Here is an 11,750-nt window from a genome sequence, read left to right on the forward strand (position 1 = left end):
CCTACCGTGGGCGGGCAGGACTCACGCCCGTGAAGGTGGTGTGATGAGCACCGATCCGCTGTGGAGGACCCCTCAGGCACAGGCGCTGATGGGGCGTCATCAGGTCGGCGCCCTCATCCGTCTGGGCCGCACTCACCGCGGCTGGCGCCAGGCCGACCTCGGTCGGCGCGTCGGCTGCTCGGCCTCCACCATCTCCCGCCTTGAACGACACGGCACTGCCGACCTGGGGCTGTTGCGACGCGCCGCGCAGGAGGTCGGGTTACCGACGGAGGTTCTGGCCGTGGCTGTCGGCCTGGGTAGGGATGCGGCCACTACAGTGGCCGCATCCGGGCCGCGTCATGCCGAGGAGGACCCGTTGCGCCGCCGCACACTGCTCGCCGCCGCCGGGGTGGCGGGCCCCCTTCAGCTCCTCCTCGCCGGCCTCGATGACGCACTCGCGGCCGTTCCCGCCTCGCTCGGTGCGGCCGCGCCTGTGCAGCTGCGCCTGGCCGGGGCCCAGGCCCTGTTCGACACCGGTCGGCACGCCCAGCTGCTCGAAGCGCTCCCGGCGCTGCTGGCTGATGCCCACGCCGCCATCCACACCCGGTCGCAGACCGCTTACGCGACGCTGTCCTCCTGCTATTCCCTGGCCTCGCGGGTCCTCACGAAGATCGGGCGCTACGAGCGCTCCAGACTGACCGCCGACCGGGCCCTCACCTACGCGGACCTGTCCGGCAACCCCATCGCCCAGGCCGCCGCGTCCCGGGAGCTGAGCATTGTGCTCCGCCACCAGGAGCAGCCTCAGGCTGCCCAGCGCCTGGTCGAACACTCCCTGGCCGCCGTCGAACGCTCGGGGCTGGCCACCCAGGCGCAAGCGATGGCGTATGCACAGATGCTGTGCACCACTGCGTACACGGCCGCCCGCACCGGCGACCGCGATCAGGCCCTCAGTCTCATGCGTGAAGCCGGGCGCAACGCCTGGCGTCTGCCGGAACAGCCCCCCGCCGGTGCCGCCTTCTCGATCAGCCCCGCTGCCGTCACCCTCTACGAGGTCGGCGTGCATTGGGCTCTCGGTGACGCCGGAACCGCCCTCCAAGCCGGGCGCGCGCTGCACCCCGGACAGTTCCCCACTGCAGAACGCCGTGCCCGCATGCACACCGATCTCGCCCGTGCCTGGTGGCAATGGGGCAAACCCCAGCAGACCGCTGACGCCCTCCTGGAAGCCCTCCGCGTCTCCCCGGCCGAGGTACGCGACCGGCCTGCCATCCGCCGTGTCGCCAACGACCTGATCAACCGGCGCCCGCACACCGTCGGCGCGCGGGAGCTCGCTTCTGCTATCGGGCTACGTGGCCGGTAGCGGCTGAGACCGGTTGTCCCGGATTTCTCAGGACTTGCGGGCGACCGCCGTCTGGGCCATGCCGGGCAGGAAGTCCGTGAACAGTTCGTGGATTTCGAGGACGAGCGGGCGGAGGACGCGGAAGCGGGCCAGGGAGATGCCGCGGGTCGTCAGGCGGGCGCCGCGGTCGGCGAGGCGGCGGGTGCGTTCGCGGTCGGGGGAGCGGTCGAAGACCCAGTAGAGGACGAGGCCCATCTGGGAGAGCCACATCAGCTCGGGGAGGACGTCGGCGAGCTCGGCCGGGACCTTGGCCTTGGCGCCGGCGAGCACCTCGCGGTGGACGTCGATGGCGGCTTCCCGCGCGTGCTCGGACTCGGCGGAGAAGGGGCTCAGCGGGGAGTCGGGGTCGGCGGCGTTCTTGAAGAACTGGGCCGCGAACTCGTGGTACGGCATGGCGATGTCCAGCCAGGCCTGCAGGACGCCGGAGAGCCGCGCCTCCAGGTCGGTCTCCCGGTCCAGCACCTCGCGGACCGCCGCCTGGTGCTCGGCGGCGATCCGGTCGTAGAAGCCCTGGATCAGGTGTTCCTTGCCGGCGAAGTAGTAGTACGCGTTGCCGACGGAGACGCCGGCCTCCTTGGCGATGGCCCGCATGGTGGTCTTGTCGTAGCCGTGCTCCTGGAAGAGCCGCATCGCGGTTTCCAGGATCAGGGTGCGGGTCTGCTCGCTCTTCGCAGGCCGGGGCTCGTTCTCTGCTGGCACGGTTCAGAGCCTAAGGGGTCCTCTTGAAGCGGAACTGGGTGGTGGTGTCCCGGGAGGGTCTGATGAAGAGGCCGTCGCGGGCGCCCTGGCCGGCGATGGAGAGTTCGAACGTCTCGCCGAGGGTGAGCCGGATCCGCTGGTGGCCGAGCTTGGGCTTCTTCTCCAGGTGCCAGGTTCCGTTGCCGGTGAACCGTCTGGTGGGCTGCTCGTCGTCGTCCTCGGAGAAGGCGGTGGGGACGCCCACGGCGGTGAGCGTGCCGTCCTCGCGGAGGGTCAGCCGCGCGCCTTGGTGGGCTCGCCAGGAGCCTATGAGCTCGCCGGGTTCCGCCGAGCCGGCGGGCGGGCTCAGGAGGACGACCAGTGCGGCCAGTGCGGCCACGGTGCCGAAGGCGACGAGGCCGACGATCCGCGCGGGTCGACCGGTGCGGGGGCGGGGGCTATGCGGGCGCACTGCCGGGCTCACAGGCGCTGCCGCAGGCCGGGGGAGGGGCGGCGTACGCCCATCCGTTCGTGCCGGGCGCGGGCTGGGCCTGCCAGTACGCCCCGCGGTACCTTGACGCGGCCAGGAGCGCGTTGCGGGCGAAGCGGAGGCCGGACGGGGTGCTCATGCGGTGGGAGAGCGGGCGGTACTCGGCCAGGGCCCACAGGCACACGACCCACGCGGCGGCCCCGCGGTAGACCTGCCCGGCGTCGCCGACGACGGTGATCTCCTCGTACGTGGCGGCATGGTCGAGCTCCGGGAAGCGGCGCCGGGCCTCGTCCGACCCGAGGGGCACCAGGTCGAGCGGTACGAGCTGACGCTGCTTCACGAGCCAGTTGCGCACGAAGGTGCAGAGCGGGCACTGCGCGTCGTAGAGCACGGTGAGCCGGCGGACCGAGACGCTCCGGGCGTCCCGGTCGGCGGCGGCGATGGCCGTGGTGGCCGCCGTGACGGTCGCCATCGGGCTCAGCGCCCGCCGGCCGGCGCGGTCCACGGGCCCTGCTGACCCGCCCACCCCTGCGGGGCGACGGGCGGGAGCTGCTCCCGGTCCATCATGCCGCGGCGGCGGAACTTGTTGAGGGCGTAGACGTTGCCGAGGTGCATGACGCCGAGCACGAGCAGGACGACGCCGAGCTTCTGCGACAGCGCCTCGAACACCCCGCGGGCGTCGGTGACGGTCGTGTCGTCCTGCAGGTACAGGGCGATGAACCCGAGGTTCACCAGGTAGAAGCCGACCACCAGCAGGTGGTTCACGGCTTCCGCGAGCTTCTCGTTGCCGTGCAGGACGTCGGCGAGGAAGACCCGCCCGTTGCGGCTGAGCGTGCGTGCGACCCAGACCGTGAGGCCCAGGCTGAGCAGCAGGTAGATGACGTATGAGACGACTGTGAGATCCACGTCCCCAGCCCTTCTTGAACGTGTTCAAAAGCTCTGATGATCGTGACTGTAGACCTGTTTTTGAACACGTTCAAGCCGGGCTTCGGTCTCTGTTTCCGCCTCTACGCCCCGGGTGTGCTCCCGGGTGCGCTCGCGTAGTCGCCCAGGGAAGGGGTGAGCAGGTCGAAGACGTGCGCGGCCTCCTCGGCCACGATGCCGGCGATCCGGTCGGTGGAACGGCCCGCCAGAGTGAGCTCCTGGATGCGCTCGAAGAGCAGTCGCTGCGCGGCAGCGAGGAGGGTGGCGGCGGCCCGGGGTGCGATCCCCTCGCTCCCGCCCCCGCCCGCGCTTCCGGCGAGGGCCTCGGCGAGGGCTTCCTCGCGCTGGTCGTGCAGTTCGCGCAAGCGGGCCGTGAGCGTGGGGCTTTCGGCGATCATGTGCGCGAACTCGTACCCGGCGAAGCCCGCGACGGGGCTGCGGTCCTCCACCGCGGTCAGGAAGTACCGCCGCAGTGCGGCGAGTGCCGATTCGCCCTCTGCCCGGTCCGCGACGGCGCCGGCCAGGCTCGCGGCGAACTCCTCGTGGTGGTCGAGGGCCAGATCCTCCTTGCGGGGGAAGTAGTTGGTGACCGTTTTCTTCGCGACCCGTGCCGCTGCGGCGATCTCGGCGATCGTCGTCTGCTCGAAGCCCTGTGCGAGGAAGAGCCGGGTGGCGTGGTCGGAGATCAGCTGCCTGGTCTCCTGCTTCTTGGACTCACGGAGTCCCATTGTCTCGACGCTCATGAGGCAATCTTACTCTCGACGTAAAAATGCTCTTGGTGAACGTAGGAACGTCGGTCGACGGCAGGCATATGGTCACACTTGCCTCCTTGTCGTGTGAAATGTTCGCCTGTTCGGCGTAACGGCAGAAGGCGTGGGTATCCCGGGGCTCACGGTGCAGTTGCGTTGCATGCCGCACCGCTGGACAGCAGTCGCCGGGAGGGGGCCGGGCAGTGTGGTTCGCGGTTCTGCCGGACAGTGAGGCGGGCCTGGCTGCGGCCCGCGTGCTGCGCCCCCGGGCGTCCCGGACGATCGACCACGCCTCGGGACGGCCCTGGCTGGTGGGCAGTTGGCCGGACGAAAGGGTGACGCTCGCCGGGGCGGGAACGGGAACAGGGGCGGGGGCGACGGCAGGCGCAGCGCGGGTGGCGGTGATCGGCCGCTGCCCCGTCACCGCAGCGGAGCTGGCCGCACGGCTGCGGCAGGTCCGTGACGTCGTGGACACCGAGCGGGCCGTGGCGGGCCTGGCGGGGAGCTTCCACGTGGTGACCTCGGCCGGCGGACGGGTCCGGGTACGAGGCTCGGCGTCCGGCGCGTGCGGCGTCTTCTACACCCGCTTCGACGGGGTGACGGTGGCGGCCGACCGCGCCGACCGGCTCGCGGAGGCCGTCGGAGCGAGCCCGGACGAGCGGATGCTCGCACTCCATCTGCTCTCCTCGCCCCCTCCCCACCCGCTGGACGACCGGAGCCCGTGGCGCGGCGTGCACCGCGTACCGTCCGGGGACTGCCTGCTGATCGAGGCCGACGGCCGGGCCCGTACGCGGCGCTGGTGGACTCCGCCGGATCCGGTCCTGTCCGCGGCCGAGGGCGCGCGCGAGGTGCGCCGGGCGCTCGTCGCCGCCGTCGAGTCCTGCACGGCCGGCGGCGGCACGGTGAGCGCGGACCTCTCCGGCGGGATGGACTCCACCGGCCTGTGCTTCCTCGCGGCCCGGATCGGCGCGGCGAAGCTGGTCACCCTGCGCTGGGAAGGAGCCGACCCGGGCGACGACGGCCGCCGGGCCGCGCAGGCCGCCGCCGCACTGCCCGACGCCCGGCACGTCCGGCCCGGCCGCTCCGGAACGCCCCTCTTGTTCAGCGACCCGGCCGAGGTGGTGGACGTCCTGCACCCGGGGGCCGGATACGGCATGAGCCACCCGTCCCACGGCGTGAGCCACCTGTCCCACGGCATGAGCCACCCGTCCCACGCCATGAGCCGCTCGGCCGACGTCACCGGCCACCCGCCCCACGGCCTCGGCCACCCGCTCCACGACACGAACCGCCCGGCCGACGAGCCCGGCGCCTGGGTGCGGGACGCCGCCCGCTTCGCCAAGCTGTCCGCCCTGATGACCGTCCGGGGATCGCGGCTGCACATGTCCGGCGGCGGCGGGGGCGAGCTCTTCACCGCTCCCGCCCCGCACCTGCACGACCTCCTGCGCAGCCGCCCGCTCGCCGCCCTCGCCGCCGTCCGCAGGAAGCGCGCCGGCCGGCGCCTGCCGCTGCTCCCGGTCCTCGGCGGCCTGGCGGACCGCAGCAACTTCCCGCAGTGGCTGACCGCTTGGGCGGACAGCCTCGTCCGCCCCGCCGCCTTCCCGGCGGGGAACGTCCCCTCCATGACCTGGGGACCGGACCTGCGCATGCCCTCCTGGGCGACCGCGGACGCGGTCCTCGCGGTGCGGGGCCTGCTGCGCGAGGCCGCGGCCGCCGCCCCGGAGCCGCTGCACGCGCAGCGCGGCCAGCACGCGGCGCTCGCGTCCGTACGGGCAGGCGGGCGCAGCGTCCGCCAGATCGGCCAGGTGACGTCCGCGAGGGGGCTGGAGTACGCCGCGCCCTACCTCGACGACGGGGTCGTCGAGGCGGCGCTGTCCGTACGCGTCGACGAACGCGGCGCGCCCGGACGGTACAAGCCGGTTCTCGCCGCCGCCCTGCGCGGCATCGTGCCGGACCCGGTCCTGGGGCGGTCCGCCGGGGGCGAGTTCAGCGCGGACCTGTATGCGGGGCTGCGGCACAACCGGGGCCGTCTGGTCGCACTGTTCGAGGATTCCCTGCTGGCCCGCGCGGGCCTGGTGGATGCGGCGGCCCTCCGCGCGAGCGTGCTCGGCCTGCACCCCGTACCGGAGCCCCTGCGCCCGCTCGACGCCACGCTGGGCTGCGAACTCTGGCTCCGTTCCCTCCCCGACCGCGCCGCCTTGATGCCGTAGCCGTCGTAGCCGCCCCGGCAGCCGTAGCCGTCCTCCACACGACCACCTCACACGACCACGGGAGACCGCTGTGAACCTCACCCTTCGCCGGGACGTGTCCGCCACGGACACCGAGGACGGCATGGTGCTGCTCGACGAGCAGTCAGGGAGCTACTGGCAGCTCAACAGCACCGCCGCGCTCGTCCTGCGCACCCTGCTCGACGGCACCCCGGAGCGGGCGGCGCAGCTGCTCACCGAGCGGTACCCGGCCGTCTCCGCAGAGCGGGCCGCCACCGACGTGGCGGCCCTCGTCGACTCCCTCTCCACGGCCCGCCTGGTGGTGACCGACGGGTGACGGGCCGGCAGCCGCCGGCTCGCCCCGGTGCCTGCCGGCCCGGCGGCTGACGGCCCGGTGCCTGTCGGCCCGGTGACTGCCGCCCCGGTGCCTGTCGGCCCGGTGACTGCCGCCCCGCCGTCTACCAGCTGGACTTCCGCACCCCCGGCAGGTGCCCGGCGTGGGCCTCCTTGCGCAGGTTCACGCGCGACAGGCCGAACGCACGGAAGTAGCCGCGCGGCCTGCCGTCCGCGGAGTCGCGGTTGCGCAGGCGCGTCGCGCTCGCGTCCCGCGGCTGGCGCCGCAGTTCGCACTCGGCCGCCAGCCGCTCCTCCTCCGGCGTCCGCGGGTTGCGGATGACGGCCTTGAGGAGGGCCCGGCGCGCCGCGTAGCGCGCGACCGTCAGCCGCCGCTGCTCGTTCTTAGCGATCTTGCTCTTCTTGGCCATCAGACCTTCCCTCCACGGGCCCGGATGCGGGCGACGGCCGCCTCGACGCCGATCGTGTCGACGGTCTTGATCCCCTTCGCGCTCAGCCGCAGCCGTACGTGCCGGCCTTCGGAGGGGAGCCAGTAGCGCTTGCTCTGGATGTTGGGGTCGAACCGCCGCGACGTGCGGCGGTGGGAGTGGGAGATGGTCTTGCCGAATCCGGGCTTGCGTCCGGTCAGCTGGCAGTGCGCCGACAAGGGTCAGACCTCCTGGGAGGGCTCCGGAAGAGCCTTAATGAAAATGGGAACCATTTCTGTATAGTAGCCCCCATGGCCCGCAACGAGCTACGCCCCGTCATCAAGCTCCGGTCCACCGCCGGAACCGGTTACACCTACGTGACCCGCAAGAACCGCCGTAACGACCCCGACCGCATGCAACTGCGCAAGTACGACCCGGTCGTCGGCCGCCACGTCACCTTCCGAGAGGAGCGCTGATCCGCCGTGAAGCCCGGAATCCACCCGCCCTACGGCCCCGTCGTCTTCCGTGACCGCGCGGCCGGCTTCGCCTTCCTCACGCGCTCGACCGCCACCAGCGACAAGACGGTCGAGTGGGAGGACGGCAGGACGTACCCCGTCATCGACGTCGAGATCTCCTCGGCGAGCCACCCCTTCTACACGGGCACGGCCCGCGTCCTGGACACCGCCGGCCGCGTCGAGCGCTTCGAGCGCCGCTACGGCAGCCGTGGCGGCAGTCATGGCGGCAGTCGTGATGACCGCGGGGGCCGGCGGTGACCGCGCCGCATCCCCTGCCCGTGGCCCTGGTGGGCGGTCTGCACGCGGACGCCCGCCGGGCCGCGGTCGAGCGCCTCCTGCGGACCGTCCCCGGCAGCGTCGCCCTCCACCACGACCTGGCCACCGCCGCCGCGGGAACGGTCCGCCGGACGGTGCGGGACCGCACCGGCACGCTCGACGAGGGCGAGGCGCCGCTCGTCAACGACTGCGCCTGCTGCGCCCTGCGCGAGGACCTCATGCCCGAACTGGAGCGGCTCGCCGCCTCGGGCACGTGCCGGCTCGCCGTCGTCGAGCTCTGGGACTCGGTCGAACCCAAGGCCATGGCCGAGGTCGTGGCCGCCCACGCGGGCGAGGACCTGCGGCTCACCGCCGTGATCACGGCCGTGGACCCGGCCCTCGTGCTGCCCGCCCTCGGCTGCGGCGACGACCTCGCGGAGGCCGGACTGGCCGCCGCGGCCGCCGACCAGCGCACCGTGGCCGACACCTTCGCCCGTCAGCTGGAGTACCCCACGGTGCTCGCGCTGGCGGAGGGGACGGCGGCCGGGGAGGACGCCGACGGCGACCGGACCGCCTTCGGCGAGCCCGTGGCCCCGGCCGACGCCGCCGACCACGCACTCCTCTCCCAACTCGCCCCCACCGCACGTCACATCGCCGTCGACTCCGTCGAACTGGCGGCCGCCGCGGTCGCCGGATTCGACGTGGAGGCGGCCGCGGCCCGGCAGCATCCCGCCTGCGCGCTGCTGCCGCAGGAGGCCGACGCGGACGGCGTCGCCACCCTCGTGTGGCGCGGGCGCCGGCCCTTCCACCCGGGGCGGTTGTACGCCGCGCTGGAGGACCTGTGCTGTGCCGCCGCGCGCAGCCGGGGCCGCTTCTGGCTCGCCGACCGGCCGGACACGCTGCTGGCGTGGGACGCCGCGGGCGGCGCGCTGTGCGTGGAGAGCGCGGGGCCGTGGCTGGCGGCGCTGCCGGACGCCGCCTGGGACATGGTGCCGCCGGAGCGGCGCGTGGCCGCCTCCCTCGACTGGGATCCCGAGCACGGCGACCGCGTCCAGCACCTCACGTTCACCTCGCCGGGACTCGACGCCGACGGGCTGCGCACGCTGCTGGAGTCGTGCCTGCTGACCGACGCCGAATACGCGGGCGGGCCCGACGCCTGGCGGCTGCTCCCGGCCGCGTTCGACGAACTCCTCGACCCCGTTTCCTGACACGCCTGCAGATCAGCAGTCCACGGATTCACCGACCCGCAGACCGCAGATTCCCCGCCCCGCAGATTCACCGACCCGCCGATCCAGATCTTCAAGGACCTTTCATGCCGCGCCGCCCCGACCACCGCAAGAACCTCAAGCCCCGCCCCAACCCCCTGGATGCGGCAGGCATCACGTACATCGACTACAAGGACACCGATCTGCTGCGGAAGTTCATTTCGGACCGGGGGAAGATCCGTAGCCGCCGGGTGACCCGGGTCACCGTTCAGCAGCAGCGCCAGCTGGCCCGGGCGATCAAGAATGCACGTGAGATGGCACTCCTGCCGTATTCGAGTACGGGCAAGTAGTCGTCGGTCGCCTGGTCACGATGGTGTAGTCACCTTGAAGTAATGGTGGGAACACCGTAAGTGCACGTGCATTCGCTCATGCAGAAGCATGTGAACGCAGCTATGATCCGGAGTAGTTGTCAACCCCACCATTCGCCGCCGGGCGTGCCGGGGTGCCCTGCAATTCTCCGGGAGAGTCCTGTGCCTCACGCGTACAACGGCATGGCTGCCGCGGACCTCGACGGCGTCGTCTGGCGGAAGAGCCGGCACTCCAACTCCCAGGGATCGTGTGTGGAGTTCGCCAAGCTGCCTGGCGGCGGGGTCGCCGTGCGCAATTCCCGTCATCCGGACGGTCCGGCGCTCGTCTACACCCCTGCGGAGATCGACGCCATGCTGCGCGGGGTCAAGGACGGGGAATTCGACTATCTGGTGACCGACTGATCCGCTGGTCGGTTACTGCCGAGTGCGGCGCTCGGACTGCTGAGTGAGCTGCTCGTACCGCTGAGCGCGCCCGCTCGTACCGCTAAGCGTGCTGTTCGTGCGGCAGCCGGAAAAGGGCCCACACGACCTTGCCGTGCAGCGCCCCCGCGAGCGGGTGCCAGCCCCAGGTGTCGCTGAAGGACTCGACGAGGAAGAGCCCCCGCCCGCACTCCGCCGAGGCGTCCGCCTCGCCGGCCGTCGGGCTCTCCTCGCTGGGGTCGCGCACGGCGCACACGAGCCGCGACGTCCACCGCATCAGGTGCAGCCGCACCGGCGGATCGAATTCGCCGCCGGATATCGGCTCGGCGGGCAGGGCGTAGCGCAAGGAGTTGGTGACCAGCTCCGAGACCACGAGTGCCACGTCGTCGAAAAGCCCGGCCAGGCCCCACCCCTGGAGGGTCGTTCTGGTGAACGTACGGGCGGTCCGGACCGCTTCGAAGCGGGGTGGGAGCGCGCAGGACGCCGAGTTGGGGACGGCCGATGGGGCGATCGGTGGCAGCCCTCGCCACAGAGGAGAGAGCACAGTCGATCCTTCGGTACCCATCCGAGGCACTCCTGGCAATCGTGGACGTGACACGCACGTGTGCGCTCCCCATCGTTCCCAATGCGGATGGCGGATGCAAGGGCAGATGCACGTGCACGTGGGGGGTTTGGGGGCGCACGTTCGCGTTCGGCCGCAATTCTTCCTACGCCCTCTTCCGTACGACCTCCGGCCTACTCCCCTCCGGGTAGCCGGATGCACACTCAATGCACACTCAACCGAGCCCGGAGATGGCAGACTTCACCGCCGGGGGCTGCGGGGGTCGCCCCCGGAGAGGGCGAGCGCGGCAAGGCCGGAAACGGAACCGGAAGAGGAGGAGTCGCAACGATGGCCACGAGCGAGTCGAGCGGTTCAGTGGTGCGCCGCATACTCCTGGGCTCCCAGCTCAGGCGACTGCGTGAGTCACGTGGGATAACCCGTGAGGCGGCCGGCTACTCGATCCGTGCGTCCGAGTCGAAGATCAGCCGTATGGAGCTGGGCCGGGTGAGCTTCAAGGCACGCGATGTGGAAGACCTGCTGACCCTCTACGGCGTCACGGACGAGCTGGAGCGCGAGGCGCTGCTCGGCCTGGCCCGCGAAGCCAACGTGGCGGGGTGGTGGCACAGCTACGGCGACGTGCTGCCGGGCTGGTTCCAGACCTACGTCGGGCTGGAGGGGGCCGCCTCGCACATCGGGATCTACGAGGTGCAGTTCGTGCACGGGCTGCTGCAGACGGAGGGGTACGCCCAGGCCGTCGTGGTCCGCGGCCAGCCCGCGGCCGACGGGGCGGAGGTCGAGCGCCGCGTCTCGCTGCGCATGGAGCGCCAGAAGCTGCTCTTCTCCGAGCGCGCCCCGCACTTCCACGCCGTCCTGGACGAGGCCGCGCTGCACCGCCCTTACGGCGGCGAGGCCGTCATGCGCGGCCAGCTGCAGCACCTCATGGACATCTCCGAGCAGGCCAACGTGACCTTGCAGGTGATGCCCTTCGCGCACGGCGGGCACGCGGGCGAGAGCGGCGCCTTCACCATGCTCCGCTTCCCCGAGTCGGACCTGTCGGACGTGGTCTACCTGGAGCAGCTCACGAGCGCGCTCTACCTCGACAAGCCCGACGAAGTGGCCCAGTACGGAAGGGTGATGGAGCGGCTGCACGAGGACAGCCTCTCGCCGTCGGCCACCCGGGACCTGCTGAGGCGGCTGCTTCAACTCATGTGACACATCAGTACGATGACGTCCCATCAGGAGCGCGTTCCGGTTCGGGCGCCCCC

17 protein-coding genes are annotated in these 11,750 nt (G+C 71.9%); 9 read left to right on the top strand and 8 right to left on the bottom strand.

Annotation, left to right across the window (positions count from 1 at the left end; translation table 11 throughout):
- Nucleotides 1-43 precede the first annotated feature (43 nt).
- The gene (locus tag AS857_RS25605; protein ID WP_058047050.1) at nt 44-1,336 is read left to right on the top strand and encodes a helix-turn-helix domain-containing protein; all 1,293 of its coding nucleotides are present in this window, start codon (nt 44-46) and stop codon (nt 1,334-1,336) included.
- A gap of 27 nt (nt 1,337-1,363) precedes the next feature.
- On the opposite strand, the gene AS857_RS25610 is transcribed toward AS857_RS25605, so the two are convergent.
- The 5 genes from AS857_RS25610 to AS857_RS25630 form a co-directional block, all read right to left on the bottom strand.
- Nucleotides 1,364-2,005, bottom strand: a complete 642-nt coding sequence (locus AS857_RS25610) for a TetR family transcriptional regulator (RefSeq protein ID WP_173864855.1) — start codon at nt 2,003-2,005, stop codon at nt 1,364-1,366.
- 79 nt (nt 2,006-2,084) lie between these two features.
- Nucleotides 2,085-2,525: a hypothetical protein gene (locus tag AS857_RS25615; RefSeq protein WP_058045589.1), complete on the bottom strand. Its 441-nt coding sequence runs from the start codon at nt 2,523-2,525 to the stop codon at nt 2,085-2,087.
- A complete protein-coding gene (locus AS857_RS25620; protein WP_079110847.1) occupies nt 2,512-3,015 on the bottom strand; it encodes a thiol-disulfide oxidoreductase DCC family protein in 504 nt (167 codons plus the stop codon). Before AS857_RS25620 ends, AS857_RS25615 begins: the two co-directional genes overlap by 14 nt.
- 5 nt (nt 3,016-3,020) lie before the next feature.
- Nucleotides 3,021-3,449, bottom strand: coding sequence for a hypothetical protein (locus tag AS857_RS25625; RefSeq protein WP_058045590.1), 429 nt, complete (start codon nt 3,447-3,449; stop codon nt 3,021-3,023).
- A 101-nt stretch (nt 3,450-3,550) separates the two neighbouring features.
- On the bottom strand, nt 3,551-4,210 hold the full coding sequence (locus AS857_RS25630; protein ID WP_058045591.1) for a TetR/AcrR family transcriptional regulator: 660 nt from the start codon (nt 4,208-4,210) through the stop codon (nt 3,551-3,553).
- Between the two features lie 209 nt (nt 4,211-4,419).
- Between AS857_RS25630 and AS857_RS25635 the strand changes: the two genes are divergently transcribed.
- Both AS857_RS25635 and AS857_RS25640 read left to right on the top strand, forming a co-directional pair.
- Nucleotides 4,420-6,423, top strand: coding sequence for an asparagine synthase-related protein (locus tag AS857_RS25635; RefSeq protein ID WP_058045592.1), 2,004 nt, complete (start codon nt 4,420-4,422; stop codon nt 6,421-6,423).
- Between the two features lie 70 nt (nt 6,424-6,493).
- Nucleotides 6,494-6,757 carry a lasso peptide biosynthesis PqqD family chaperone gene (locus AS857_RS25640; protein ID WP_058045593.1) on the top strand — a complete coding sequence of 88 codons (264 nt, stop codon included), beginning with the start codon at nt 6,494-6,496 and terminating at the stop codon, nt 6,755-6,757.
- 121 nt (nt 6,758-6,878) lie between these two features.
- Here AS857_RS25640 and rpsN read toward each other — a convergent pair whose 3' ends face one another.
- Together rpsN and rpmB are read right to left on the bottom strand one after the other, a co-directional pair.
- Nucleotides 6,879-7,184 (bottom strand): 30S ribosomal protein S14, encoded by a 306-nt coding sequence (rpsN, locus tag AS857_RS25645; RefSeq protein WP_058045594.1) that lies wholly within the window; start codon nt 7,182-7,184, stop codon nt 6,879-6,881.
- On the bottom strand, nt 7,184-7,420 hold the full coding sequence (rpmB, locus tag AS857_RS25650; RefSeq protein ID WP_058045595.1) for a 50S ribosomal protein L28: 237 nt from the start codon (nt 7,418-7,420) through the stop codon (nt 7,184-7,186). The genes rpsN and rpmB overlap by 1 nt, the downstream gene beginning before the upstream one ends.
- 72 nt (nt 7,421-7,492) lie before the next feature.
- Here rpmB and rpmG point away from each other — a divergent pair, with 72 nt between their 5' ends.
- The 5 genes from rpmG to AS857_RS25675 all read left to right on the top strand — a co-directional run bounded on the left by rpmG (nt 7,493) and on the right by AS857_RS25675 (nt 9,926).
- Entirely contained in the window at nt 7,493-7,657 is a 165-nt protein-coding gene (gene rpmG, locus AS857_RS25655; RefSeq protein ID WP_058045596.1) for a 50S ribosomal protein L33, read from the top strand.
- Nucleotides 7,658-7,663: 6 nt separating this feature from the next.
- Entirely contained in the window at nt 7,664-7,954 is a 291-nt protein-coding gene (locus AS857_RS25660) for a type B 50S ribosomal protein L31 (protein ID WP_058045597.1), read from the top strand.
- Entirely contained in the window at nt 7,951-9,159 is a 1,209-nt protein-coding gene (locus AS857_RS25665) for a CobW family GTP-binding protein (RefSeq protein ID WP_245700514.1), read from the top strand. The genes AS857_RS25660 and AS857_RS25665 overlap by 4 nt, the downstream gene beginning before the upstream one ends.
- A gap of 104 nt (nt 9,160-9,263) precedes the next feature.
- Nucleotides 9,264-9,506, top strand: coding sequence for a 30S ribosomal protein S18 (gene rpsR, locus AS857_RS25670; RefSeq protein WP_058045598.1), 243 nt, complete (start codon nt 9,264-9,266; stop codon nt 9,504-9,506).
- A gap of 180 nt (nt 9,507-9,686) precedes the next feature.
- Nucleotides 9,687-9,926: a DUF397 domain-containing protein gene (locus AS857_RS25675; RefSeq protein ID WP_058045599.1), complete on the top strand. Its 240-nt coding sequence runs from the start codon at nt 9,687-9,689 to the stop codon at nt 9,924-9,926.
- Nucleotides 9,927-10,008: 82 nt separating this feature from the next.
- On the opposite strand, the gene AS857_RS25680 is transcribed toward AS857_RS25675, so the two are convergent.
- Entirely contained in the window at nt 10,009-10,509 is a 501-nt protein-coding gene (locus AS857_RS25680) for an ATP-binding protein (RefSeq protein ID WP_079110622.1), read from the bottom strand.
- A 324-nt stretch (nt 10,510-10,833) separates the two neighbouring features.
- Here AS857_RS25680 and AS857_RS25685 point away from each other — a divergent pair, with 324 nt between their 5' ends.
- Nucleotides 10,834-11,697 carry a helix-turn-helix domain-containing protein gene (locus tag AS857_RS25685; protein WP_058045601.1) on the top strand — a complete coding sequence of 288 codons (864 nt, stop codon included), beginning with the start codon at nt 10,834-10,836 and terminating at the stop codon, nt 11,695-11,697.
- Nucleotides 11,698-11,750 lie beyond the last annotated feature (53 nt).

This window comes from Streptomyces roseifaciens (genome assembly GCF_001445655.1).
Classification (GTDB): Bacteria; Actinomycetota; Actinomycetes; order Streptomycetales; family Streptomycetaceae; genus Streptomyces; species Streptomyces aureoversilis.